The organism is Streptomyces sp. NPDC058697 (assembly GCF_042715345.1).
GTDB lineage: Bacteria > Actinomycetota > Actinomycetes > Streptomycetales > Streptomycetaceae > Streptomyces > Streptomyces liliifuscus.
In genome coordinates, this window is the sequence record NZ_JBHXSU010000030.1 from 41,427 (window position 1) to 65,347 (window position 23,921).

Here is a 23,921-nt window from a genome sequence, read left to right on the forward strand (position 1 = left end):
TCGGCCGTCGGCCGCCCCTGCGAAAGTCCGGCCGCGAGCTTCTCCGCGAGCCCCTACCAGCCCTCCTTCAGTTCGTCGTCCTCGCCCGCCTCCAGCAGGGTCGCCGCCGCGCCCACTATCCGCGGGTCCGGCTTGCCGACCACCTCGTGGTCCTTGCCCGTGTAGTCGAAGCGGGCCAGCACACTGCGCATGGCCTCCACGCGGGCCCGCTTCTTGTCGTTGCTCTTCACCACGGTCCACGGGGCCTGCTCGGTGTCCGTCTCGCGGAACATGGAGACCTTGGCGGCGGTGTAGTCGTCCCAGAGGTCGAGGGACGCGAGGTCCATGGGGCTGAGCTTCCACTGCCGTACGGGGTCGACCTGCCGGATCGTGAACCGGGTGCGCTGCTCGCCCTGCGACACCGAGAACCAGAACTTCACCAGGTCCACGCCGTCGTCGACGAGCATCCGCTCGAACGCGGGCGCCTGCCGCATGAAGCGCCGGTACTCGTCGCCCGAGCAGAAGCCCATCACCCGCTCCACACCGGCCCGGTTGTACCAGGACCGGTCGAACAGCACGATCTCCCCGGCCGTCGGCAGATGCTCGACGTACCGCTGGAAGTACCACTGTCCGCGCTCGCGCTCCGTCGGCTTCTCCAGGGCCACCACCCGGGCGCCGCGCGGGTTGAGGTGCTCGGTGAAGCGCTTGATCGTGCCGCCCTTGCCGGCCGCGTCCCGCCCCTCGAAGACGACGACGAGCCGGCGCCCGGTCTCCTTGATCCAGCTCTGCAGCTTCAGCAGCTCGATCTGCTGCAGCCGCTTGTGCCAGTCGTACTCACCGCGCTCCATGCGCTGTTCGTACGGGTAGTTCTCGCGCCAGGTGTCCACCGCGCTGCCGTCGGGGCGGATCAGCACCGGGTCGTCGTGGTCGGTGTAGTCGACGCGCATGTCACTCAGCAGTTCGGTCATCTCTACTCCCCGGGAGGATCAGTGGAACTGCGGCACGATCAGATAGATCCCGTACGCCACCACGGCCGCGCACGCCAGGAAACACAGCCCGGCCACGCCGAGCCCCATCGGGTCGGTGCCGCCGTCGCCCTCCCGCGCGGTCTCCGCGCGGGCCAGGCCCAGTACGCCGAGGGCGAAGACGACGACTACTCCGACCGTGACTCCGGTACTCACCGCGGCGACCTCGCCGAGGGCGCTCCAGTCCAGCTGCATCGTTCGTACTCTCCTTGCTCTCCCGGCTCTTCCGGCTCTTCCCGGTCTCCGTGACGCGGCTCAGGCGGCGGTGCCGACCCCGGCCGACGCGGTGCTGCGGACGCTGACCTCGTGGGTCTCGTTGACATTGGACGCGTGCACCGGGTTGCGGCGCGACATGACCACGATGAAGGTGGCGACGGCGAGCGCGAGGAGTGCGATTACCACGATGCCGAAGTTCCCGCCGTGCGTCACCACGCTCGCGGAGAGACCGCCGACGAGCGCAGCCGCGGGAAGCGTCACCAGCCACGCCACCACCATCCGCCCCGCCGTGCCCCACCGCACCTCGGCAAGACGCCTGCCCAGGCCCGCGCCGAGAATGCCGCCGGAGCACACCTGAGTGGTCGACAGCGCGAAACCGAGGTGCGCGGAGGTCAGGATCACCGTCGTGGAGGCGGCCTCCGCGGCGAAGCCCTGCGGCGACTGGATGTCGGTCAGCCCCTTGCCCATCGTCCGGATGATCCGCCAGCCGCCGAGATACGTACCGAGGCCGATCGCGAGACCGGCCGACGCGATCACCCACAGGGGTGGCCCGGCGTCGTGGCCGAGCGCGCCGGCCGAGATCAGCGTGAGCGTGATGACGCCCATCGTCTTCTGCGCGTCGTTCGTGCCGTGCGCGAGCGAGACCAGCGACGCCGAGGCGATCTGCCCGAGCCGGAACCCCTTCGTCACCGTCTTCTCCCGGGCCCGGGCGGTGATCCGGTACGCGAGGTAGGTCGCGATCAGCGCGGCCACACCGGCGATCAGCGGCGAGGCGACCGCCGGGAGCAGCACCTTCTCGACGACCTTGTCGAAGTGCACGCCGTGCTCGCCGGCGCCCACCCAGACGGCCCCGATGAGACCGCCGAACAGCGCGTGCGAGGAGCTCGACGGCAGCCCGAGCAGCCAGGTCGCGAGGTTCCACAGGATCGCGCCGACCAGCCCCGCGAAGATCATGCCCGGGGTCACCAGGGTGTCGTCCACGATCCCGCCGGAGATCGTCTTGGCGACCTCGGTGGACAGGAACGCACCGACGACGTTCAGTACGCCGCTGATCAGGACCGCCGTTCTGGGCCGCAGCGCGCCGGTGGCGATGGAGGTCGCCATCGCGTTCGCCGTGTCGTGGAAGCCGTTGGTGAAGTCGAAGGCGAGGGCCGTGACGATGACGACGGCCACAAGGAACGTGATGTGGTCCATGCCGTCGATGCAAGCAAGCGGAGGCGTACGCGCGGCGAAGCGGAGGCAAAGGGTACGCATGCGTGTGGTCATGCCCCCCACAAGTCCGCTGTTCCGGGCGGTGCGGAGCCCGCAATTCCCTCCGGAACCGGGGTTTACCTCCGGCGGGAGCGGGATTTCCCTCCCGGACAGGTGTCGCTGAGTACACCCCCCGATACGGGTTCTGCGCCCAATGTGCCTGCTCCGCCTTCTCCGTAGCGTCTTTGGCGGGGCACAGGAAGTGCCCGACAGCGGGGCACGGACGGTGCCCGACGGAGGCTGATGACGATGTTTCGCCGAACCGATCGACGCAACCAGGACCACGGCACGGGCCCCGCCGCCGAGGCACTTCGGCTGGTCAAGGTCACCAAGACCTACGGGGGCGAGGAGAACGCGGTGACCGCCCTGGACGGCGTGACGCTCGCCCTGCCGCGCGGCACGTTCACCGCGGTGATGGGGCCCTCGGGCTCCGGCAAGTCCACGCTGCTGCAGTGCGCGGCCGGACTCGACCGGCCCGACAGCGGCATCGTCGTGGTCGACGGCGCCGAGATGACCGGCGGCACCGAGGCCGAGCTGACGAAGTTCCGGCGCAACCGGATCGGCTTCGTCTTCCAGCAGTACAACCTGCTGGACACCCTCACCGTCGCCCAGAACACGATCCTGCCGCTCAAGCTCGCCCGCCGCCGCGTGAACCGGGCCCGGGTGGAGGAGATCCTCACCGCCGTCGGCCTCGGCGACCGCCTCGGCCACCGGCCTGACCAGCTCTCCGGCGGCCAGCGCCAGCGCGTCGCCATTGCCCGCGCCCTGGTCACCGAGCCGAGCGTGATCTTCGCCGACGAACCGACCGGCGCCCTCGACACCCGCAGCGCGCGGGACGTCCTGCGGCTCCTCCAGGAGGCGGTACGCGTCCACGGCCGTACGGTCGTCATGGTGACCCACGACCCGGTGGCGGCCTCGTACGCCGACTCGGTGCTCTTCCTCGCGGACGGCCGGCTCGCCGGTGAGATGCACCGGCCGACCGTGGACGCGGTGGCCGAGCGTCTCGCGCACCTCGGCGACGACGTGATGGCGGGGGTGTGACCGTCATGTTCGCTCTGGCCATGCGTTCCATCCGGCAGCGCCCCGGGCGCTTCGCCGCGACGCTGCTGTCCGCCTTCCTGGGCGCGGCGATCATCATGACCTTCAACTCGATGCACGACACGGCGGGCGCGAAGGGCGTCGACGCCACCAGCGCCGAGACCCTCTCCACCGCGGCGGGCGTCGTCGGCGGCTACGGCACCCTCCTGGTGTTCTTCGCCGTCGCCTCCACCCTGACGGTGAACGTCCGGCAGCGCTCCGCCGAGATCGAGCTGCTGCGCTGCTCGGGCGCGACCCCCGCCCAGATCAAGCGGATGGTCGTGGGGGAGTCGGTGGCCGTCGCCCTGGTGGGCGCGCTGCTCGCGATCGGCCCCGCGATGCTCGGCGGACGGCTGCTGCTGGACCTCTTCAAGGACAGCGGGCAGGTCGCCGAGTCCGTCGACCACTCCTTCGGGACCATCGCGCTGGTCTCGGGCATCGACATCACGGTCCTCGCGGCGGCGGGCGCTGCGTTCCTCGCGGTGCGCCGGGCCACCCGGAAGACCGGGCCCCGGGGCAGGGGACGGACCTTCTTCGTCCGCGCCGCCCTGGTCCTCGGCGGTCTGTCGGTCTGCTCCACCTTCGCGTTTTCCTCGACCGACGCCGCGCTGATGGCACCGGCCGCGTACGGCGCGATCCTGCTCGCCGTCGGCTTCGCACTGCTCTCCCCGAAGCTGCTGAGGGCCCTGCTCGACCGGCTTCCTCTGACGGGCCCGAGCGGCTATCTCGCCGTACGCACCATGCGGGAGCGTGCCGCGCAGCTGTCCGGGGTCCTCATGCCGCTGATCCTCTTCACCGCCATGGCGACGGCGACCCTCTACATGCAGGCGGTCGAGAACGACGCCATCGACGCCTCCGGAGTCCCGAAGTCCATCGACGCCAAGAACCTCGAAACCCTGAACCTCGTGGTCGTCGGCATCATCGTGGTCTTCTCCTGCATCATGCTGATCAACTCCCTGTACGCGGCGACGACCTACCGGCGCCGGGAGTTCGGCCAGCAGCGGCTGGCGGGGGCGACTCCCGGTCAGGTCCTCGGCGTCGTCGGCATCGAGTCCCTCGTCCTCACGGTGACGGGCGTCCTCTTCGGCACGGCGGCCGGGCTCGCCGGGATCATCCCCTTCACGATGGTCCGCACGGACTCGGTCCTCCCGGAGGAAGGCCTGGGCATCTGGTTCGGGATCGTGGGGGTCGCGACGGCGGCGGTGCTCGTGACCAGCCTCACGACGGCCCGCAGGGCGCTGCGGACGCCGGCGGTCGGAGCGGTTTCGCTGGTCGCTTGAGCCTTGGGTGGGCGGGGGTTGTGCGGCGGGTGCGGGTGGGTGGGGGCTGGTCGCGCAGTTCCCCGCGCCCCTGAAGACAAAAGGCCGGGGCTACCGCCCCGGCCTTTGCCTTCAGCGGCGGTAGCCCCGGCCTTTGTCTTTGGGGGCGGTAGCCCTTGCCTTTAAGGGGCGCGGGGAACTGCGCGATCAGCCCCCACCGGCCCGCACCCGAAGAACAACCCCCGCCCACCGGAGGCATTCAGGAGCCCGCGCTCCACCTGCCAAGCACCGGCTCCGCCACCGTGCGGGCAGCGACGCACAAGGTCTGGCCATGCTGTGCGAACAGCGCGTCCCGCGAGTCGAAGTGCCCGAGGTCCACCCGGACCTGGGCCGACAGATCGCACCCCCCACCAACGGCGCCGCAGGCAGCCGCACCGCCCCAGTCGACGCTCGTGCGAGCCACGGCATCGAAGAGCGTCTCACCGCCCCGGTTGGTGAACGCACCCTCCCCGTCACCCTTCCCGAACAGCTCGCCGATCGGCACCCACGCCCCCTCCAGCCGGAACTCGGGCCAGGCCAGCAGCACCTGCTCGGGCACCAGCGGCTTCAGCCGGGGAAACCGCGGGTACCAGAAGACCCCGTCGACGAGCAGACCCCGTACCCGCGTACGGACGCCCACGGCACGGGCGACCGCCTCAAGGACAGCCATCCGCTGACTGCACGAACCGCGTCCCAGCCGCAGCGTCGTCGAGACCCGCCGCCGGTCCTCCACGGAGTACACGGGCCGGATCTCCCGCGCGATGATCCGGTGTGCCACGCGCAGCGTCTCGGGTGCGGAGGCCCGCCCCCGGACCCGGTTCACCAGGGCCGTGACACCCGGGTCGGTCCAGTCCAGGATCTCGGTGGCCCGCGTCGAACCCCGTACCTCCGGTGGCCGGGCCACCCGCCGTACGTCCGACCGTGCCGCCCGTCCGGCGCTCCGGTACGGCATCAGCAACCGGCTGGTCATGGTCGCCCACCCCCGCTTCTCTCCACGACTTCCGCCATCATCACACGCCCCGTCGGCCGGTCCGGAGGAGCAGCACACGGCCGTGCCGCCTACCGTCGCGCGACCGCGGTACCGGGGTCGGCGCGCGAAGTGCGAAAAGCCGTACGTATCTTGGTGGTTGGACCTTGATCGGTGAATCTTGAACCTTATGTTTGTGCGTGTCCGTACACGCCTTGGATGAGAAGACGGTGCCCATGACCGACCACGAGAGCTCGACCGGCCCGGCGGCGAGGCAGAGAATCGACACCTCCGTGCCGCACTCGGCGCGGATCTGGAACTACTGGCTGGGTGGCAAGGACAACTACCCCGTCGACGAGGCGGCCGGCGACGCGTACACCGCCGTCTTCCCCGGCATCGTGACCATCGCCCGCAGCAGCCGCGCCTTCCTCGGCCGCAGCATCCGTCATCTGGTGGAGGAGGCGGGCGTCCGGCAGTTCCTGGACGTCGGTACGGGCCTGCCGACCGTGGACAACACCCACGAGGTCGCCCAGCGCATCGCGCCGGAGTCCAGGATCGTCTACGTCGACAACGACCCGCTGGTCCTCGCCCACGCGCGCGTCCTGCTGACCTCGTCGAAGGAGGGGGCCACCGACTACGTGGACTCCAGCCTCTACGAGCCGGACCTCATCCTGGCGGAGGCCGCCCGGACCCTGGACCTCTCCCGCCCGACCGCCCTGATCCTCAGCGGCATCCTCGGCCACGTCGCGGACTACGACCGGGCCCGCACTCTCGTCAGTGCCCTCGTGGACGGCCTCCCGTCGGGCAGCTATCTGTGCGTCAACGACGGCTCCCGCGGCACCGACCCGGCGTACGAGGCGGCCCAGGACGGCTACAACGAGACCGGCGCCGTCCCGTACTTCCTCCGTCCCGTCTCCCAGATCGAGGCGTTCTTCGAGGGCCTCGAACTCGTCGAGCCCGGGGTCGTCTCGGTTCCGCTGTGGCACCCGGAGAAGACGGACCCGGCCCCGACGCCGATCGGCCAGCACGGGGGACTGGGCCGCAAGCCCTGACCCGACGGTTGTCCGGACACCCAAGCACTCAGGTGGCCGTCTCCCACGGGAGGCGGCCACCTGAGCGCGTACAGGGCGCGCGTACGGGGCGCGAGGGGCGCTACGACTTCACACCGGCGGCCTCCGTGACCTCAACCCGACCGTCGCCCGTGTCCCCGGCCGGAGACCCGGCCCCCGCGGCGGCCCGCTGCCGTGGCAGGAACGCGGCGAGGACCAGCGCCAGGAGCGCCGCACCCGCACCGATGGCCATGACCACCTTGAAGCCGTTCTCGGAGGGCAGGGCGAACGAGCCGAAGTCCGTGGTCATCTGCGCCAGTACGACTCCGGCGACGGCGCTCGCGAACGACGTACCGATGGACCGCATCAGGGTGTTGAGGCTGTTGGCGGCGGCCGTCTCGGACGCGGGCACGGCGCCCATGATCAGCGCGGGCATCGCGCCGTAGGCGAAGCCGACACCGGCGCCGATGACGCAGGAGACCAGGATGAGGTGCCAGACCTCGGACATCAGCAGGATGTTCAGGCCGTAGCCGGCGGCGACGATCACGGCACCCGTCATCAGGGTGATCTTCGGCCCCTTGGTCTTGGTGATCGCGGCGGAGACCGGCGCCATCGCCATCATCACCAGACCCTGCGGGGCCAGCACCAGGCCGACGGTCATCATGGACTTGCCGAGGCCGTAACCGGTCTGCTCGGGCAGCTGGAGCAGCTGCGGCAGCACCAGCGACATCGCGAACATCGAGAAGCCGAACGCGATGGAGGCGAGGTTGGTGAACAGCACCTGCCGGCGGGCGGTGGTCCGCAGATCCACCAGCGGCTGGGACGTACGCAGCTCGTAGAAGCCCCATGCCACCAGCACGACGGCCGCGACGGCGAACAGGCCGAGCGTCGTGCCGCTGCCCCAGCCCCAGTCGGCGCCCTTGGAGATGGCCAGCAGCAGCGAGACCAGCGCGGCCGACAGACCGAGGGAGCCGACGAGGTCGAAGCGTCCGCCCGTACGCACCTTCGACTCGGGCACGATCGTCACCACGAGCGCGAAGGCGACGGCACCGAGGACCGCTGAGACCCAGAACAGCACGTGCCAGTCGTAGTTGTCGGCGATGAACGCGGCGGAGGGCAGACCCAGTGCGCCGCCCACGCCCAGCGAGGCGCTCATCATCGCGGTGGAGCCGGCGAGCCGCTCGGAGGGCAGTACGTCACGCATGACGCTGATGCCGAGCGGGACGACACCGGCCGCCAGGCCCTGCAGCGCCCGGCCGACGATCATCGGGACCAGTGAGTCGCTGAACGCGGCCACCACCGAGCCGCTCACCAGCAGGACGATGCTGACGAGCAGCATCCGCCGCTTGCCGAACATGTCGCCCAGGCGCCCGACGACCGGGGTCGCGACGGCGGCGGCCAGCAGCGTGGCGGTCACCGCCCAGGCGGCGTTCGACGCCGAGGCGTCCAGGTACTTCGGCAGCTCCGGGACGATCGGGATCACCAGGGTCTGCATCAACGAGACGACGATTCCGGCGAAGGCCAGGACCGCCACCACGGCGTTCGACCTGGGCGGGGCGGAATCCCCGACCTCGCCGGATCGGACAAGGGCGTCGGACATCGTGCTGCCTCCGTCGGAAGAGTCGCTGATTTGCTTGACTTACTCAACGATAGACAGAATTGATTGACTTACGCAAGCGGATTGGGTCGACGGTGCCGCAAAGACAGGGCAAAGGGGGACGGGGGCGGTGCCAGGTGCTGCCCGGTGCCCGGTGTTGTCCGATGCTGCCCGGCGCCTCGGATACCTCAGGTATCTCAGGTGTCTCGGGCGCCTCAGAGCAGCGTCGGCGCGTGGAATGTGCCGAGGCCCGAGGTCAGGTCGCGGTCCAGCCAGTAGCGGCGCGGTTCGGCGAGCATGACGTCGACGCTGACGCCGAGGATGCCGGGGATCCTGGCGAGTTCGTTGTCGATGAAGAGCGCCAGGGCGGAGCGGTCGGTGACCAGGCCGGTGGCGAGGACGGACATGTCGCTGGCGACGTGGGCGGCGAGCCGGGTCTGGGGGAGCCGGTCGATGCGGCGCATGACGTCGGGGGTCTCGCCGGGCGCGATCCGCAGCCGGAGTACGAAGGGGGTCTGGAAGCCCAGCCAGTCCGACACGATCTCCAGGCGTGGCTGGACCCATCGCTCGTCGAGGACCCGGCGGACGACGCGGTGTGCGGTGGAGGTGGCCAGGCCCGCGGCCCGGCCGATGCTCGCGGCGGAGGCCCGGCCGTCCTGGAGCAGCTGGGTGACGACGGTGCGTTCGGCCTCGCTGAGGGGTTTGGCGGGGGGTGTCGCGGTCGCGGTGCCCTCGGTGCGGGTGCCGGTGAGTTCGAGCAGGCCGGCCCGTTCGGTGTCGGTCAGGAACTGCGGGTCCCAGGTGATGCCCCGGCGCAGGGTGCTGAGCGCGGGCAGGGCCTTGACGCGGCGGACGCCGGGCACGGAGAACATCCGGTCGATCGCCTCGCTGGTGGCCGTGTCGGAGGGGGCGTGCACGACGGCGTAGAGCGGGTAGTCGCCCGAGATCTGTGCCAGGAGCTGGAGGTGGGGCAGGCCCCGGAGGCGGTCCAGGACGGCCAGCGGGGTCTCGCCCGTGATGTCCAGGAAGACGTGGACCGGCATCGCCGTGGAGTGCATGCCCCAGTCGGCCTGCCCGATCACGCGGACCATCCGGGCCTCGTGCAGCCGGTCGTAACGGCGCTTCAGCGTGCCGGCGTCGGCGGACAGGATCGCGCCGATGTCGTCCCAGGTGGCCCGGGGTGCCAGGTGGAGTGCCCCGATGAGGCGCCGGTCGAGCTCGTCGAGGAGAGGGCGGGTCATAGCGCCCCACCTTAGACTGCCGATTAATCCCACCGTTACATCCAGGGTATAGAGAATCTCTCATCTGAATGCCATTGTTCGCGGGAACATCCCTCAAATGCACGAAGAGGTACGGATGAGTGCCACCTCTGCCCAGCCACAGCCGACCGAGCCCCGGTCGAGAGCCCTGCGTGCCGCGTTCCGGAGTTTCGCGGCGATCGAGAAGGTCGGGAACAGACTCCCCAACCCGTTCTGGCTGTTCTGGATCCTCGCGGGGGTCGTCGCCGTCCTCAGTGCCGTGCTGGCGGCGGTCGGTGTCAGCGCCGTCCACCCCGGCACGCACGAGACCATCGACGTGCAGAACCTGCTCAGCAGGGCCGGCCTCACCATGGCCGTCGAGGGCGCCGTCGAGAACTTCGCGGCCTTCCCTCCGCTGGCCACCATCCTCACTGTGATGTTCGGCATCGCCGTGGCCGAGCGGAGCGGACTGTTCTCCGCCCTGCTGCGCCGCATGGTCGCGCGGGTGCCGGGCAAGTACCTGACCTTCGCGCTGTCGATGACGGCCATGGTCAGCCATGTCGCCGGTGACGCCGCCTACGTCACCCTGATCCCGCTCGGTGCCCTGGTCTTCCGTGCGGCGGGCCGCAGTCCCGTGCTCGGCTGCGTCGTCGCGTACGTCTCGATCGCGGCCGGTTACGACGCCTCCCCGTCGCTCACCACGACCGACGTCCTGCTGTCCGGGATCTCCACGGCCGCCGCCCACACCATCGACGCGGACTACGTCGTCACCCCGGTGGCCAACTACTTCTTCGGGCTCGGCTCGTCGGTCCTGGTGGCCCTGGTGATCACCCTCGTCGTCGACAAGGTCCTCGCCCGCCGCGCGGACCTGGAGCCCGACGAGCCGGTCGCCGCGCTCGACGCCGACGAACTGGAGGAGATCGAGGTCACCGGGCAGCAGCGCCGCGCGCTGCGCGTGACCGGGCTGGTCGCCCTCGGCTTCGCCGCGTTCCTGGTGGTGGCCATGATCCCCGCGTCCTCACCGCTGCGCGGCGAGGGCGGCGGCATCGTCGAGTCCCCGCTGATCGGTGGGATGGCGCTCGTCCTGGGTGTGTTCTTCGCCGTGCTCGGCACGGTCTACGGCCGGATGACGGGGAGCTTCTCCGCCGCGGGCGACATCATCACCGCGATGGTCGACGGCACCCGTTCGATGGCGCCGATCCTCGTCCTGTTCTTCGCGATCTCCCAGTTCCTCGCCTACTTCAAGTGGACGAACATCGGCAACATCCTCGCCGTCAAGGGCGCGGAGACCCTGCGCGAGCTGGACATGGACGGCTGGACCGTACTGGTCGGCATCGCCGTGCTGATCACCTTCATGAACCTCGTCATCACGAGCGGTTCCGCACTGTGGGCGCTGGCCGCTCCCGTCCTCGTACCCATGCTGATGCTCATCGGCATCGAGCCCGAGACGACCCAGGCCGTCTACCGCGTCGCCGACTCGGTCACCAACTGCGTGACCCCGATGAGCCCGTACTTCGTGATGGCCCTGGGCTTCATTCAGCAGTACCGCAAGTCCGCGGGCATCGGCACGCTGGCCTCCTTCACGATCCCGATCGCCGCCGTCGTCTGGGTCGTCTGGGTCGCGTTCTTCGTGGCCTGGTACCTACTGGGCATCCCCTTCGGCGTCGGCTGACCGCAGCCTCCGCCACCGCACCCTCCGCCAGGGAGCGCCGCCCCACCCCCGTACGAGAAACACGAGAAAGAAGACGATGACCGCATCACCCGCACCCGCAGCCGCCGCCCTCACCGCCCGAGCCCAGGAGGTCTCGACGGAGATCGTCGACGACATCCTGACCCTCGTACGCCAGGAGACCAGCAGCTACGACCTGCCCGGACTCGCGGCGGGCCTGGACCTCCTGCGCGAACTGACGGTCCAGCGGCTCGGGCAGCCGGACCACGAGCACCGCCACCCGGGCGGCGAGTGCGGGGACACGCTGACTCTGACGTACGCCGGGACCGGCACCGGTGCCGGTACGGGCGCCGGGCACGTCCTGCTCGTCGGCCACTACGACACCGTGTGGCCGACCGGGACGCTCGCCGGATGGGAGCAGCCGGGGCCGTCCGACGACGGTCGGGAGAAGCTCGGGGGGCCGGGCATCTTCGACATGAAGACCGGTCTGGCCCAAGGGATCTGGGCCCTGAAACTGGCCCGGGAGAGCGGCGCGCCCGTGCCCACCGTCACCTTCCTCTTCAACGGCGACGAGGAGATCGGCTCCCTGTCCTCGCGGCCGGTGATCGAGGAGGCCGCGCAGAAGGCCGACGTCACGCTGGTGCTTGAGCCGAGTGCCCACGGCGCGGTCAAGACCGCCCGCAAGGGCACCGGGATCTTCCAGGTCACGGCCACCGGCGTCGAGGCACACGCCGGGCTCGCGCCGCAGGACGGGGCGAGCGCGATCACGGCGCTGTCGGAATTCGTGGTCGCCGCGGCGAAGGTCGCCGCACCCGAACGGGGCACGACGATCAACACCGGCCTCTTCAGGGGGGGTTCGGCCATCAACGTCGTCGCCGGACAGGCCACCGCGGGCGTCGACATCCGGGTCAGCAGCGAGGCCGAACAAGCCCGTGTGGATGAGGAGTTGGACGCCATCAAGGTCAGCGACCCCCGCGTCCACATCGAGATCGACCACGCCTGGAACCGCCCCCCGATGACCCTCAACGCCGCCTCCGCCCCACTCCTCGCCCTCGCCCGTGAGGTGGCCCTGGAGCAGGGCCGTGACTCCTTGCCCGACACCGCCGTCGGCGGCGCCAGCGACGCCAACTTCGTCGCCGTACTCGGCCTGCCGGTCCTCTGCGGCATGGGCGCGGTCGGCGACGGCGCCCACGCCCAGGGCGAGTTCATCTACCCGGACACGGTGGCGGCGCAGACGGCGCTGGTGGCGGGGTTGCTGGGTCGCCTGACGCGGCCGTTGCGGGGCTGAGCACCGTACGCAGGGGTGACCTGAGGTTTCTTGGTCGGGTGTTCGTCGACCCGGGGGAACACCTCTCCAAGATTGCCTACTCGCCTACTCGCCGACGAGCGGTCGCAGTGTCCTGTGGGCGATCCGCAGGCCCTGCTTCACCTTCTCCTCTGTTCCGGACCAGACGGGGTCCTCGTGTTCGACGGAGACGGTGCCGGTGTAGCCGAGTTCGTGGAAGCGGTCGACGACGCGGCGCCAGTCCACCTCGCCCAGGCCGGGTACCCGGTAGCGCCACCAGCCCGTCTCCCAGGGGTTGTCGCCCTTGTGCACGGTGCCGAAGGAGCCGAAACGGTCGCGCTTGGCGGGGAAGAGTTCCACGTCCTTGGCCTGGGTGTGGACGATCCGGTCGATGTACGGCTCGATCGTGGTGAGGGGGTCGATGCCGATCCAGGTCAGGTGCGAGGGGTCCCAATTGAGGTAGAAACCGAGCTCGAACATCCACTCCCACAGTTCGGGCGAGTAGGCGAGGTTGCCCGGGTAGCCGTCGGGGTGCCAGCCCTCCATCACACAGTTCTCGATCACGATTTTGATCCCGTGATCCGTCGCGTAATCCACCAGCTCGGGCAGGATCTTCTCGCCCTCGCGCAGGTTCTCCACGACGGAGAGCCCCGGATCGCGTCCGATGAACGTGCCGACCGACTCCACGCCCAGCCGTGCCGCCACGTCGATCACCTGCCGGAGATGGGCTCTGACCGTCTCCCGGGCCGCGGGGTCGGGGTGCAGGTTGTTCTCGTAGTAGGCCAGGGAGCTGATCTCCAGGCCGGTGCGGTTCAGGAGTTCGCGGGTCGTGTCCTCGTCGGCCTCCGAGAAGGTTGCCACGGGGAGGTGGGAAGCCTCGAAGTCGCGGCCGCCGGTGCTTGGCCACACCGCGACTTCGAGGGTCTGGTAGCCCTCGGCCGCGGCCCAGTCGGCGATCTCGTCGAGCGACAGGGAAGGGAGGCAGGCTGTCAAGAAACCGAGCTTCATGGCGCGGGTCCTTCGCTTCGGTGAGTGAGAGGGATGGGGGGCAGCCGGGGGGCACACGTGTCGGTCAGCCGGGGACCGTGGTCCACGCGCGCCGGTCCGCCGAGGCCAGGACCGCGTCGACGAGGCGGGCGGACCGTACGCCGTCGAGCACGGTCGGCAGGCCCTCCGGGGCCTCGCCGCGCAGCGCCGCGTAGGTGTCCTTGACGAAGTTCTCGAAACACTCCAGGTAGCCCTGGGCATGCCCGGCGGGTACGAAGGAGAGCCGGGCCGCCTCACGGACGTTGGACGCCGGATCGCGGACCACTGTCTCGGTGCGGTTGCCGTAGCCGAGCCACAGGGACTCGGGGAGCTCCTGGTCGAAGACGGCGCTGGCGTCCGCGCCGTCGAGTTCGAACCACAGCCGGTTCTTCCGGCCGGCCGAGACCTGGGAGACGGTCGCGGACACCAGGACCCCGTCCGTCGTCCGCCCGAGCACTCCGACGGCGTCCTCCGTGGTGACCGGGACGCGTACGGAGCCGGCGAGCGGCTCGCCGGAGAACGTCGGGCCGCCGGCGTCGAGCCGTTCGGCCACCGTCGTGGCGGTCTCGGCCAGCACCTCGGCGATCTTGACCCCGGCCACCCACTCCACCAGGTCGAACCAGTGCGAGCCGATGTCGGCGAAGGCCCTCGACGGGCCGCCGGCCACGGGATCCACCCGCCAGCTGGTGCTCTCGGGTGGAAGCAGCCAGTCCTGGAGGTACGAACCGTGCAGCAGCTGCCAGGGGCCGAAGTCGCCGGCCGCGACCCGGGCCCGCAGTTCGCGGACCATGGGGTGATAGCGGTAGACGAACGGCACGGTGGCGATCCGGCCCGAGGCCGCGGCTGCGTCGGCGAGCAGCCGGGCCTCGGCCGCCGAGGTGGCGATCGGCTTCTCGCAGACGACGTGCTTGCCCGCGAGCAGCGCGTCGCGGGCCTGGGCGACGTGCAGGTGGTTGGGCGTGCAGATGTGCACCACGTCGACGCGGTCGTCGTTCAGGACTGCGTCGACGTCCGGGTAGGCGAGGTCGATCTGCCAGTCGTGCGCCGCCGCCCGGCTCCGCTCGGGTGAGGAGGCCAGGATGCCGACCACATCGGCGCCGGCCGCGCGTGCGCTGCGGACATGGACTCCCGCGATCATCCCGGCGCCGAGGACGGCTACCCGTGGGTGCGGGGTACGTGGACGTCGTACGCGAGTTTCAGTGACGTGTGGGGTGTGCGTGTGCCCAGTCGGGGCAGCCATGCAAGATCCTTTCGGCAATTGCCGTACGGGAGCTCGCTGTTTCCGGCCTCATCCACGGCCAACAGTAAGAGACCGACTTCTGTCCGGAAAGCCCTTTGAATATTGTCGTTTCTGGAATATTAATCGTCCGTTGGTGTCGTCGGCCTCACCAGGGGAGCGAATGTGGCAGCACGACTCGGCGCACCGGGTACCGGCTCGCGCCGTCATCCCGACGCGGTCCGCAGCCAGATAGCCCGGCTGGTCGCGGCGGGCGAGGCGTCCCACCGCCTCGATCTGTCCCGGCTCACCGGGCTCTCACGGTCCTCGATCCACACCCACGTACAGGACTTGGTGGACGCGGGCCTGTTGCACGGGGAGGACGCCGGGGGCGGCGGAGGAAGAGGGCGGCCCGCCCTGCGGCTCAGCCTCGCCGGTGACGCGGGCGTCGTGCTCATCGCCGACCTCGCCCCCTTCTCGACGCGCTGCGTGGTGACGGACCTGACCCAACGGGTGCTCGCCGACGCCGACTTCCCCTGGCGGCTGTCCGAAGGCCCTGAGCCCACCGTGGCCCTGCTGGTGGAGCAGTTCGCCGGCCTGCTCGAACAGGCGAAGGTCCCGGCGGACCGGCCCCGCGTCCTGGTCGTCGGACTGCCGGGCCCGGTGGACGTGGCACGGGGCATGGCCGTCCGCCCGCCGATCATGCCGGGCTGGGACGGCTTCCCGGTGGCCGAACGGCTCGGGGGAGTGCTCGGCTGCCCCGTCCTGGTGGACAACGACGTCAACCTCATGGCGCTCGGTGAGGCGCGGACCGTGCCGCCCGAGCAGCTGCCCGTGCTGTTCGTGACCGTCGGCGCCGGCATCGGCGCCGGGTTCGTGCTCGCGGACGGAACGCTGCACCGGGGCGCCGACGGCGCGGCCGGAGACATCGGGCACATCCGCGTCCCCGGCGCCGAGGACGTGGTGTGCCGGTGCGGAAAAGCGGGCTGCGTCGAGGCCGTGGCGTCCACCGCGGCGCTCGCACGGGGCCTCACGCCGAGCGGTGAACCGCCCCTCGACATGGCGGAGCAGGGTGCCGCGATGCGGGCCTTCGTGGCACAGCTGCGTGACGGTCTGCCGGACGCGCTGCACGCGGTGCGGGCTGCCGGGGCCACGCTGGGCGAGGTCATCGCCCTGTGCATCCACATGCTGAACCCGCGGCACGTCGTCGTCGGCGGCGATGTCGTCGAGGCCAGCGACGACCTGCTCTCCGCGGTGCGCGGCGTGGTGTACCGGCACGCCCTGCCGCTCGCCACCCGCGAACTGTCCATCACCCGCAGCCACTTGGGGCCGGACGCATCCACGGTGGGGGCGATGGTGCTCGGCATCGAGCATCTGCTCTCGCCGACCGGGATCGGCCGCTTCCTGGCTCCGCGCGGCACTCCTTGAGGTGAGCGGCACTCCATGAGATAAGCGGCTCCCCTTGAGGTGAGCGGCACTCCATGGGGGAGCGGGACTTCTTGAGGTGAGCGGCACTTCCCGACCGTGAGGCAGGGCGGTCCGCTCAGCGAACCAACGTCCTTCCCGCCTCCCGCCGCCGTCACTAGTTTCCATCGCGTCTCGCACGTCCGGTCTCATCCACCGGCGGACTCGCTCCGCTCGACCGAGACTTGGGAGACACGGTGAAACAGTCCACCCCTCGTGCACGCATCGGCGTCGTCGGCGCAGGCATGGTCTTCGACGCCTACGCCCGGGGCCTCGCCTGGTACGGCGACCTGCCCGTCATCAGGATTGCCGACATCGACGTCGGCAGAGCCCGCGCCAAGGCCGAACTCCACGGCATCCCCGCGTACGGCACGCCCGCCGAGCTCTACGCGGACCCGGACGTCGACGTCGTCGTCAACATCACGCCACCCGCCGCCCATGGGGAGGTCACCCGGGACGCGCTCGCCGCGGGCAAGCACGTCTACAGCGAGAAGCCCCTCGCCGCGACGGTCGCCCTGGCCCGCGAGAACCTGGCACAGGCACGGGCCGCCGGACGCGTCCTCGCCGGCGCCCCCGACACGTTCCTCGGCACGGCAGGCCAGACGGCACGCGCGGCCGTCGACAGCGGCCTGATCGGCACGCCCTTCGCCGCCACGTCCTTCGTCCGCTCGTCCAAGGTCGAGGCCAAGCACCCCAACCCCGGGTTCTTCTTCCAGCCCGGCGGCGGACCGACTCTCGACTGGGGCCCCTACCACGTGGCCGCCCTGGTCAACTTGCTCGGACCCGTCGCCGAGGTCGTCGGCACCAGCACGATCCCGAGCCCCACAATCACCGTGACCACGCCGGACCGAGTCGTCGACGAGGTCGAGGTCAACGTCCCGACGACCACGGCCTCCATCCTGCGCACGGTCTCCGGCGCGGTCGTCACCACCCTCTACAGCTTCGACATCTGGGACATGACGCTGCCCCACATCGAGGTGTACGGCACCGAGGGCACCCTGAACATCCCCGACCCGAACCGCCATGACGCCCCGGTCCTCATCAAGCGCCGTACGGACGCGGACTGGTCCGAACTCCCCCCGGTCGTCCCGCCCACCCGCGCCCCGGAAGCAGGCCCGTTCCGCGGCCACGGCGTCAACGACCTCGTCGAGTCCCTGCGCGGCGGACCGCTGCGCGTCCCGGGCGAGTTCGCGCTGCACGTGCTCGAAGTGCTGGAGGCCATCGAGCAGTCGACGTTCGCCGCCGGCGCCCGGGCCGTCACCAGCCGGGCCGAGCGTCCCGCGCCCGCGGCCCTCCCGCAGTCCGTCTCCGCCTGAGTCCGTCTCTGCCTGAGTCCGTTTCCGCCTCAGCCCTTCTCCGCCTCGGCCTTCTCCGCCCGAGTCCCCTCCGGCCCCGCACGCCGGCACCGATCCCTCGCACCACCTCAATCGATCACGCATGACCTGAGAGGAATCCCCATGCAGCGCAGAACCCGTGCAGTCGCGCTCGCGGCTGCCGCGACGCTGGCAGCCGCCGGTGTCACAGCGTGCGGCGGCGGCTCCAGCTCCGCCTCCGGTGACAAGACCATCACCTACTGGGCGACCAACCAGAGCACCAGTCTCGACGCGGACAAGAAGATCCTCCAGCCGGAGATCGACAAGTTCACCAAGCAGACCGGCGTCAAGGTCAAACTCGAAGTCATCCCCTCGGCCGACCTGCTCAACCGCATCCTCGCGGCGACGACCAGCGGCAAGGGCCCCGACGTACTGAACATCGGCAACACCTGGTCCGCGTCGCTGCAGGCGACCGGAGCCTTCGTGGACTGGGACAAGGAGCTGATGGCCAAGGTCGGCGGCGAATCCCGCTTCCTGCCCGCGGCGCTCAAGTCCACGGGCGCCACCGGCCAGGACCCGGCGAGTCTGCCGCTCTACACCAGCGCGTACGAACTCTTCTACAACAAGAAGCTGTTCGAGGCCGCGAAGATCGGCTCACCGCCGAAGACCTGGAGCGAGTTCGTCTCCACCGCACGCAAGCTCACCAAGGACACCGACGGCGACGGCAAGGCCGACCAGTGGGGTCTGGGCCTGCAGGGCGCTTCGCCGTCGTTCGCCGCGCACTTCGCGTTCATTCTCGGCACCCAGCACGGAGCCAAGGTCTTCAGCGATCACACCCCGAAGTTCGACGAGGCGGGAATGGTCGACGGGATCGACCAGTGGCTGTCCTGGATCGGCAAGGACGGCATCGTCAACCCGTCCGACGCCGAGACCACCGACAAGGTCGCTCTCCTGAAGAACTTCGCGTCCGGCAAGGCCGGGATGATCCTCGCCCAGTCGTCGACCGGCCTGACCCTGGGCCAGTACGACATGACGACGGACGACTACGGAGTCGCCCCGGTGCCCGCCCAGGACTCACCGGCCGCAGGCGCCAAGGACATCGGTTCGTTCGTCGGCGGCATCAACGTGGCGATCTTCAAGAACACCGGGAACCTCGACGGCGCCACGCAGTTCGTGAAGTTCCTGACCAGCGCCAAGGAGCAGGTGATCCTCAACAAGGTCTACGGAACGATGCCCTCGGTCACGGACGCCAAGGACCCGGCGTTCGACACCCCGACGCTTGCCGTGGCCCGCGAAACCCTCACCTCCCGGGCCGTACCGCTTCCGCAGATCGCCGAGGAAGCGCAGTTCGAGACCCTGGTCGGCCAGGCGATGAGCTCCTTCGCCGCACAGACCGCGACCGGGAAGCAGCCCGGCAAGGCCAAGATCAAGAGCGAGATGGCCGCGGCGAACCAGAAGCTCGAAGCCGGCAGCTAGGAGAAGGACGATGGCAGTCATCAGTCCTTCCGGGACACGCGAGAGCCCCGGAACCCCGGACACACCGAAGCGGTCCCGAGCCGGCCGCGCCCGGGGGCGCAGCCGCAAGTGGATCCCGTACCTCTTCCTGCTCCCCGCCCTCGCCCTCGAACTGCTCATCCACTTCGTGCCCATCGTGCTCGGCGTGGCGATGAGCGGGCTGCGCGTGACGCAGTACCAGATCAGCCGCTGGTGGGAGGCGCCCTTCACCGGCCTCGGGAACTTCAGGATCGCCCTGGACTTCGAGGGCCCCACCGGCAAGTCCCTGCTCCAGTCGTTCCTGGTCACCCTCGGCTTCACGGCCGTCGTCCTGACCGGGGCCTGGCTCGTCGGCATGGCGGCGGCGCTCGCACTGCAACGGAGCTTCCGCGGCCGGGGGTTGCTGCGGACGCTGTTCCTCGTGCCCTACGCGCTGCCCGCGTACGCCGCGGTCATCACCTGGCGCTTCATCTTCCAGCGCGACAACGGCATGCTCAACCACCTGCTCGGCCAGCTCGGGCTGATCGACGACAACCCGTTCTGGCTGATCGGCCAGAACGCCTTCTGGGCCGAGTGTCTCGTCGCGATCTGGCGGATGTGGCCCTTCGCCTTCCTGATCCTCATGGCCGGTATGCAGGCGATTCCGAGCGAGGTCTACGAGGCGTCGAGCATCGACGGAGCGGGACCGTGGCGGCAGCTCCAGATGATCACCCTGCCGCTGCTCTCGTCGGTCAACAAGGTGCTGGTCCTCGTGATGTTCCTGCACACCTTCAACGACTTCAGCACGCCGTTCGTCCTGTTCGGCGGCTCGGCCCCGCCCGCGGGGGACCTGATCTCCGTGCACATCTACCAGAGCTCGTTCGCCACCTGGAACTTCGGCCTCGGCTCGGCCATGAGCGTGCTGCTCCTGCTGTTCCTGACGCTGGTCAGCGGCTGCTATCTCGCCTTCACCCGGAGGACCGACCATGAATCATGACACCCCGGGCTACCGGCTCTTCCGGTACGTCACGCTGACGCTGCTGTCGGTGTTCGTCCTGGCCCCGCTGTACGTGATGCTGGCCTCGTCGCTGAAGACGCTCCCCGATGTCCAGGGCGAGTTCACCTGGATCCCGGCGTCGCCGACGTTCCAGTCCTTCGTCGACATCTGGCACACCGTGCCGCTCGCCCAGTACTTCGTCAACTCGCTCATCGTGGCCGTGGCCGCGACGGTGCTGTCGGTGCTGGTGGCGGTCTTCGCGTCCTACGCGCTGAGCCGCTGGAGGTTCCGCGGCAGCGGAAGCTTCAAGGGAGCGGTGCTCGCCACCCAGATGTTCCCCGGAATCCTCTTCCTCCTGCCCCTGTACCTGCTCTTCGTCTACACCGACCAGAACCTCGGCACCGACCTCGTGGGCACCCGTACCGGGCTCATCGTCACGTACCTGACCTTCTCCCTGCCGTTCGCGGTGTGGATGCTCGTCGGATACTTCGACACGGTTCCGCGGGACCTCGACGAGGCGGCGAAGATGGACGGCGCCGGCCCGCTGCGCACCCTGCTGCAGATCATCGTGCCCGCCGCGACACCGGGAATCGTCGCCGTGTGCATCTACGCCTTCATGACGGCCTGGGGCGAGGTGCTCTTCGCCTCGGTACTCACCGACACCCGGACCCGCACCCTGGCCGTGGGCCTGCAGGCCTACTCCACCGAGGCGAACGTCTACTGGAACCAGGTCATGGCCGCCTCGCTGGTCGTGTCCGTACCGGTGGTCGCAGGATTCCTTCTCCTCCAGCGCTTCCTCATCACCGGATTCACCGCCGGCGCGGTGAAGTGACGGTGAAGTGACCAAGTGGCCCCCACAGATTGGAACTTGGCATGCCGGACATCGGCCTGCAGCTCTACACGCTGATGAACGTCCTGGAGGACCGTCCCGCCACGCTCGCCAGGATCGCCGGCCTCGGCGTGACCGCGGTGGAGCCCTTCCGCCTGGGCCGCACCGAGCTGACCCATGCCGTGCGCCTCGCCGAGGCACGCTCGCTGAAGGCCGACATCGACGCCGCCGGCCTCACGGTCTCCTCGACCCACGCCCGCCTGCCCGACGCGGAGGACCCCGGCTGGTTCTTCGAGGAGATGGCCGAGGCGGGCGCGCCCATCGCCATCGCCTCGACTCCCGAGGCACTCCCCGGGTTCACCCGTGACGCCCTGGTCTCGGCCGACGGGGTGCGCCGGTACGCCGACCGCCTCAACGCCCTCGCGAAGGCGGCGGACGCCCACGGCCTCCGGGTCGGCTACCACAACCACTACTGGGAGTGGACCCCGCTCGACGACGGCCGCTACGGCTACGACGTCCTGTGGGACGCCCTCGACCCGTCGGTCGTCGCCGAGGTCGACCTCTACTGGGCCCAGACCGCGGGCCAGGTCCCCGCCGAGGTCGTGGCCAGGCTCGGCGAACGGGTCGAACTCGTCCACGTGAAGGACGGCCCGGCGGTACGCGGCGAACCCCAGGTCGCCGCCGGACAGGGCTCGGTGGCCCTGGCGGACGCACTCGACGCCGGCCGGGACTCGATCCGGGCGCACATCATCGAGGCGGACGGTATCGCCGAAGGGGCCGACATCTTCGACCTGGTCGCGGAGAGCGTGACCTGGCTGAAGGAACGGCAGGTCGGCATGGCGTGAACATCGAGGCACCTCGACCGCATAAGCCGCGGGCCACGCCGGTGGTCACCCAGGGCTCCCAGAGCTCGTACGGAGTGACCACCGACGCGGTTCCGGGACATGAAAGGGGCGGGACCCGAAAGCCCCGCCCGCACACCATGAAGCAGCAGGTCAGGGCCAAACCAAGCAATAAGGCTGGTGCCCCGCCTCATGCAACCGGTGGCTGAAGTCCTGCCACTCGTGCAGCGAATGGGAGGGGGAGGGGGCTGACCTGGGGTTTCGCAGGGAAATGTGCGTTGACCTGGGGAAACTGCTCTCCGTAGTTCTCACGGGTCAACACCGTTTCCCAGGCTCATGTGCCCTGGATGTGCCCTCGTGGATCGGCTGGGATCAGGGCCACATGCCCCGAGCGGTGATGGCGGCAACCGCAAGGAGCGCGATCGAGATCGTCCATACGACCGCTGCTCGTGGAAAGGGCTGCTCCGGGCCGCTGGCAATCTCTGCTCGTGCTGATCCGCGTCGGTGCGCGACGGCGACGGGTGCGGTGACAGTCACCGAGGAGTTGTCGCCTGTCACGATGTTGATGTTCTGGAGGGCCTGTGCAACCTGGGTAGGAGTCGGGTCCTGCTGACCATGCGACATTGAGGCCCGCAGTTCCCCGACCAGTTGGACGAGCCGGGTGCGAACCTGATCGAGAATGCCTTCCAATGCCGACGGATGTACAGCCCAGTACAACCTGAACACCTGCCTGGGGGAGTTCTGGTTCATGAACACGGCCAGATCGGCAGCCATTGCCGGACTGAGTCGTACGATCTCCCCTGGATTTCGGGCAAGGAGCGACTCGATCTGTCCGACGCCCTGTCCGAACCGGATTTCGTCGCCCAGGCTGTCACGGGCGAAGTCCGGGAGGTCGAACAGGCTGACCGGCTGCTCCCGGAACTTGTACATCCCGGCAAGGCCGTCCATGACCAGAGGCGCTGTGATGCGCCGATACTCGGGAATCGGCACGTCGGTGCCCTCGTAGCCTTGGAGTTCACGTAGCGCCCAGGCCCTCAGTGGCTCGGAGTGGGCGTGCCCGCCCAGGGTGATCACCTGGCGCAGGGTCGGGGCGAGTGGACGTCTCTCGTCGAGGACGTCGTCCTCTAGCCGGTCGAGGCGGCTCCGGCGGAGTCTCACTTCACGACCACGGTGGCGATGACGCCGGCGACCGTACCTACTGCCGCGATGGCGCCCCAGATGACCGAGGTGCGGTGCCACCAGGGCTGGGGAGTTGTGGGCGCGGGCTCATTGACGTTGGCGCTCGCGGTGCCGCCGCGGTCCGCCTTCGCGTTCGGCGCGACGATGTTGAGGGTTGATCCGTCGCCTCCCGTGACGTTGAGGGCCTGCTGCGCGGCCGAGTCGATCTGGTCGGGGTTGGGGTTCTGCTGACCGGGAGGCATGGCTGCCCTCACTTCCGCGACGAACTGGGTAAGACGGGTTCTGACGTGATCGAGGGTGCCCGCGATGCTGGCGAGCGAGATGTTCCAGTGCAAGGACGTGATGTGGGAGCCCTCGTTTCCCTGCTGGTGTTGCTCCCGTGTCATCAGCAGGACGTAGTCGGCCGAGCCGGGCGGGCTCAGGTGCAACGCCCTCTCACCGTGGGCGACGAGTGCTTCAAGTTCCCGGACTCCTTGCCGGATCGGTGCGCTCTCTCCGATGCCGCGATCACGAGCGTGCTCGGGAAGCTGGTTCGGGCTGATCCGTTGGATGTTGCCTCGAATGATCTGACCCGGGAGGTAGAGATCGACCATGACTTCCAGGGCGGCCGGCACTTTCCGGTACGAGGGCAGCTCATCGGTCGGTGCGTACCCCTCCAGCTCTTTGAGCGCCCATGCGCGTAGCTCCTCGTGGCGGGCGTAACCAGCGAGCATCAGGCACCGCCGGAGGGCGGACGCGAGGGAGGCGGTCTCGTCCAGGACAGTGCGCTCAAGCTGTTCCAGCCCGCGGACGTCGGGTGTCGTCACGGCGTCCAGTCTGCACTGCCCCACTGACAACACCTGTCGACTGCACTGCGTTGGGCTGGCTACATGAGGCTTGCTCGCATGGGTCCGTCGCCGCGATGGCAGCGGCACGCCCGTGTGGCGCCGGC

21 protein-coding genes are annotated in these 23,921 nt (G+C 69.6%); 11 read left to right on the top strand and 10 right to left on the bottom strand.

Going from position 1 to position 23,921, the window contains the following annotated elements; translation table 11 throughout:
- Positions 1-53: 53 nt before the first annotated feature.
- The 3 genes from ppk2 to ACFWXQ_RS40810 are packed head-to-tail and all read right to left on the bottom strand — an operon-like array spanning position 54 to position 2,414.
- Positions 54-947: a polyphosphate kinase 2 gene (gene ppk2, locus ACFWXQ_RS40800; protein WP_383950992.1), complete on the bottom strand. Its 894-nt coding sequence runs from the start codon at positions 945-947 to the stop codon at positions 54-56.
- Positions 948-965: 18 nt separating this feature from the next.
- The gene (locus ACFWXQ_RS40805) at positions 966-1,199 is read right to left on the bottom strand and encodes a hypothetical protein (protein ID WP_383950989.1); all 234 of its coding nucleotides are present in this window, start codon (positions 1,197-1,199) and stop codon (positions 966-968) included.
- A gap of 60 nt (positions 1,200-1,259) precedes the next feature.
- Positions 1,260-2,414, bottom strand: coding sequence for an anion permease (locus ACFWXQ_RS40810; RefSeq protein WP_383950986.1), 1,155 nt, complete (start codon positions 2,412-2,414; stop codon positions 1,260-1,262).
- A gap of 300 nt (positions 2,415-2,714) precedes the next feature.
- On the opposite strand from ACFWXQ_RS40810, the gene ACFWXQ_RS40815 reads away from it, so the two are divergent.
- Together ACFWXQ_RS40815 and ACFWXQ_RS40820 are read left to right on the top strand one after the other, a co-directional pair.
- Positions 2,715-3,512 carry an ABC transporter ATP-binding protein gene (locus ACFWXQ_RS40815; protein WP_383950983.1) on the top strand — a complete coding sequence of 266 codons (798 nt, stop codon included), beginning with the start codon at positions 2,715-2,717 and terminating at the stop codon, positions 3,510-3,512.
- A 5-nt stretch (positions 3,513-3,517) separates the two neighbouring features.
- Positions 3,518-4,828, top strand: a complete 1,311-nt coding sequence (locus ACFWXQ_RS40820) for an FtsX-like permease family protein (protein ID WP_383950980.1) — start codon at positions 3,518-3,520, stop codon at positions 4,826-4,828.
- Positions 4,829-5,066: 238 nt separating this feature from the next.
- On the opposite strand, the gene ACFWXQ_RS40825 is transcribed toward ACFWXQ_RS40820, so the two are convergent.
- Positions 5,067-5,816 carry a transglutaminase domain-containing protein gene (locus ACFWXQ_RS40825; protein WP_383940057.1) on the bottom strand — a complete coding sequence of 250 codons (750 nt, stop codon included), beginning with the start codon at positions 5,814-5,816 and terminating at the stop codon, positions 5,067-5,069.
- Between the two features lie 233 nt (positions 5,817-6,049).
- Here ACFWXQ_RS40825 and ACFWXQ_RS40830 point away from each other — a divergent pair, with 233 nt between their 5' ends.
- Positions 6,050-6,865 carry an SAM-dependent methyltransferase gene (locus ACFWXQ_RS40830; protein WP_383940060.1) on the top strand — a complete coding sequence of 272 codons (816 nt, stop codon included), beginning with the start codon at positions 6,050-6,052 and terminating at the stop codon, positions 6,863-6,865.
- Positions 6,866-6,965: 100 nt separating this feature from the next.
- Here ACFWXQ_RS40830 and ACFWXQ_RS40835 read toward each other — a convergent pair whose 3' ends face one another.
- Together ACFWXQ_RS40835 and ACFWXQ_RS40840 are read right to left on the bottom strand one after the other, a co-directional pair.
- Complete coding sequence (locus ACFWXQ_RS40835; protein WP_383940063.1) at positions 6,966-8,462, bottom strand: MFS transporter; 1,497 nt, start codon at positions 8,460-8,462, stop codon at positions 6,966-6,968.
- Positions 8,463-8,674: 212 nt separating this feature from the next.
- Positions 8,675-9,700: an Lrp/AsnC family transcriptional regulator gene (locus ACFWXQ_RS40840; protein WP_383940066.1), complete on the bottom strand. Its 1,026-nt coding sequence runs from the start codon at positions 9,698-9,700 to the stop codon at positions 8,675-8,677.
- A gap of 115 nt (positions 9,701-9,815) precedes the next feature.
- Between ACFWXQ_RS40840 and ACFWXQ_RS40845 the strand changes: the two genes are divergently transcribed.
- Positions 9,816-11,369 (top strand): AbgT family transporter, encoded by a 1,554-nt coding sequence (locus ACFWXQ_RS40845; RefSeq protein ID WP_383940069.1) that lies wholly within the window; start codon positions 9,816-9,818, stop codon positions 11,367-11,369.
- A gap of 76 nt (positions 11,370-11,445) precedes the next feature.
- Entirely contained in the window at positions 11,446-12,654 is a 1,209-nt protein-coding gene (locus ACFWXQ_RS40850; RefSeq protein WP_383940071.1) for a M20 family metallopeptidase, read from the top strand.
- Between the two features lie 84 nt (positions 12,655-12,738).
- On the opposite strand, the gene ACFWXQ_RS40855 is transcribed toward ACFWXQ_RS40850, so the two are convergent.
- Positions 12,739-13,659 carry a sugar phosphate isomerase/epimerase family protein gene (locus ACFWXQ_RS40855; RefSeq protein ID WP_383940074.1) on the bottom strand — a complete coding sequence of 307 codons (921 nt, stop codon included), beginning with the start codon at positions 13,657-13,659 and terminating at the stop codon, positions 12,739-12,741.
- 64 nt (positions 13,660-13,723) lie between these two features.
- Positions 13,724-14,917 (bottom strand): Gfo/Idh/MocA family protein, encoded by a 1,194-nt coding sequence (locus ACFWXQ_RS40860; protein ID WP_383940076.1) that lies wholly within the window; start codon positions 14,915-14,917, stop codon positions 13,724-13,726.
- A gap of 162 nt (positions 14,918-15,079) precedes the next feature.
- On the opposite strand from ACFWXQ_RS40860, the gene ACFWXQ_RS40865 reads away from it, so the two are divergent.
- The 6 genes from ACFWXQ_RS40865 to ACFWXQ_RS40890 all read left to right on the top strand — a co-directional run bounded on the left by ACFWXQ_RS40865 (position 15,080) and on the right by ACFWXQ_RS40890 (position 21,814).
- On the top strand, positions 15,080-16,321 hold the full coding sequence (locus ACFWXQ_RS40865) for an ROK family protein (protein WP_383940079.1): 1,242 nt from the start codon (positions 15,080-15,082) through the stop codon (positions 16,319-16,321).
- 233 nt (positions 16,322-16,554) lie between these two features.
- Positions 16,555-17,673: a Gfo/Idh/MocA family protein gene (locus ACFWXQ_RS40870; RefSeq protein WP_383940082.1), complete on the top strand. Its 1,119-nt coding sequence runs from the start codon at positions 16,555-16,557 to the stop codon at positions 17,671-17,673.
- Positions 17,674-17,814: 141 nt separating this feature from the next.
- A complete protein-coding gene (locus ACFWXQ_RS40875) occupies positions 17,815-19,146 on the top strand; it encodes an ABC transporter substrate-binding protein (RefSeq protein WP_383940086.1) in 1,332 nt (443 codons plus the stop codon).
- Between the two features lie 10 nt (positions 19,147-19,156).
- On the top strand, positions 19,157-20,140 hold the full coding sequence (locus tag ACFWXQ_RS40880) for a carbohydrate ABC transporter permease (RefSeq protein ID WP_383940089.1): 984 nt from the start codon (positions 19,157-19,159) through the stop codon (positions 20,138-20,140).
- The gene (locus tag ACFWXQ_RS40885; RefSeq protein ID WP_383940092.1) at positions 20,130-20,972 is read left to right on the top strand and encodes a carbohydrate ABC transporter permease; all 843 of its coding nucleotides are present in this window, start codon (positions 20,130-20,132) and stop codon (positions 20,970-20,972) included. Before ACFWXQ_RS40880 ends, ACFWXQ_RS40885 begins: the two co-directional genes overlap by 11 nt.
- Positions 20,973-21,013: 41 nt before the next feature.
- Entirely contained in the window at positions 21,014-21,814 is an 801-nt protein-coding gene (locus ACFWXQ_RS40890; protein WP_383940095.1) for a sugar phosphate isomerase/epimerase family protein, read from the top strand.
- A 369-nt stretch (positions 21,815-22,183) separates the two neighbouring features.
- Here the strand turns inward: ACFWXQ_RS40890 and ACFWXQ_RS40895 are convergent, their stop codons facing one another.
- Positions 22,184-23,050: a hypothetical protein gene (locus ACFWXQ_RS40895; protein WP_383940098.1), complete on the bottom strand. Its 867-nt coding sequence runs from the start codon at positions 23,048-23,050 to the stop codon at positions 22,184-22,186.
- Positions 22,966-23,796, bottom strand: coding sequence for a hypothetical protein (locus ACFWXQ_RS40900; protein ID WP_383940101.1), 831 nt, complete (start codon positions 23,794-23,796; stop codon positions 22,966-22,968). The genes ACFWXQ_RS40895 and ACFWXQ_RS40900 overlap by 85 nt, the downstream gene beginning before the upstream one ends.
- Positions 23,797-23,921: the final 125 nt, after the last annotated feature.

Bases quoted from the DNA above. Each gene is read 5' to 3' on its own strand.
- ACFWXQ_RS40850 (WP_383940071.1), top strand. From the start codon at position 11,446: ATGACCGCATCACCCGCACCCGCAGCCGCCGCCCTCACCGCCCGAGCC.
- ACFWXQ_RS40840 (WP_383940066.1), bottom strand. From the start codon at position 9,700: ATGACCCGCCCTCTCCTCGACGAGCTCGACCGGCGCCTCATCGGGGCA.
- ACFWXQ_RS40820 (WP_383950980.1), top strand. From the start codon at position 3,518: ATGTTCGCTCTGGCCATGCGTTCCATCCGGCAGCGCCCCGGGCGCTTC.
- ACFWXQ_RS40830 (WP_383940060.1), top strand. From the start codon at position 6,050: ATGACCGACCACGAGAGCTCGACCGGCCCGGCGGCGAGGCAGAGAATC.
- ACFWXQ_RS40880 (WP_383940089.1), top strand. From the start codon at position 19,157: ATGGCAGTCATCAGTCCTTCCGGGACACGCGAGAGCCCCGGAACCCCG.
- ACFWXQ_RS40835 (WP_383940063.1), bottom strand. From the start codon at position 8,462: ATGTCCGACGCCCTTGTCCGATCCGGCGAGGTCGGGGATTCCGCCCCG.
- ACFWXQ_RS40805 (WP_383950989.1), bottom strand. From the start codon at position 1,199: ATGCAGCTGGACTGGAGCGCCCTCGGCGAGGTCGCCGCGGTGAGTACC.
- ppk2 (WP_383950992.1), bottom strand. From the start codon at position 947: ATGACCGAACTGCTGAGTGACATGCGCGTCGACTACACCGACCACGAC.
- ACFWXQ_RS40825 (WP_383940057.1), bottom strand. From the start codon at position 5,816: ATGACCAGCCGGTTGCTGATGCCGTACCGGAGCGCCGGACGGGCGGCA.
- ACFWXQ_RS40885 (WP_383940092.1), top strand. From the start codon at position 20,130: ATGAATCATGACACCCCGGGCTACCGGCTCTTCCGGTACGTCACGCTG.
- ACFWXQ_RS40815 (WP_383950983.1), top strand. From the start codon at position 2,715: ATGACGATGTTTCGCCGAACCGATCGACGCAACCAGGACCACGGCACG.
- ACFWXQ_RS40875 (WP_383940086.1), top strand. From the start codon at position 17,815: ATGCAGCGCAGAACCCGTGCAGTCGCGCTCGCGGCTGCCGCGACGCTG.
- ACFWXQ_RS40860 (WP_383940076.1), bottom strand. From the start codon at position 14,917: ATGGCTGCCCCGACTGGGCACACGCACACCCCACACGTCACTGAAACT.
- ACFWXQ_RS40855 (WP_383940074.1), bottom strand. From the start codon at position 13,659: ATGAAGCTCGGTTTCTTGACAGCCTGCCTCCCTTCCCTGTCGCTCGAC.
- ACFWXQ_RS40810 (WP_383950986.1), bottom strand. From the start codon at position 2,414: ATGGACCACATCACGTTCCTTGTGGCCGTCGTCATCGTCACGGCCCTC.
- ACFWXQ_RS40890 (WP_383940095.1), top strand. From the start codon at position 21,014: ATGCCGGACATCGGCCTGCAGCTCTACACGCTGATGAACGTCCTGGAG.
- ACFWXQ_RS40845 (WP_383940069.1), top strand. From the start codon at position 9,816: ATGAGTGCCACCTCTGCCCAGCCACAGCCGACCGAGCCCCGGTCGAGA.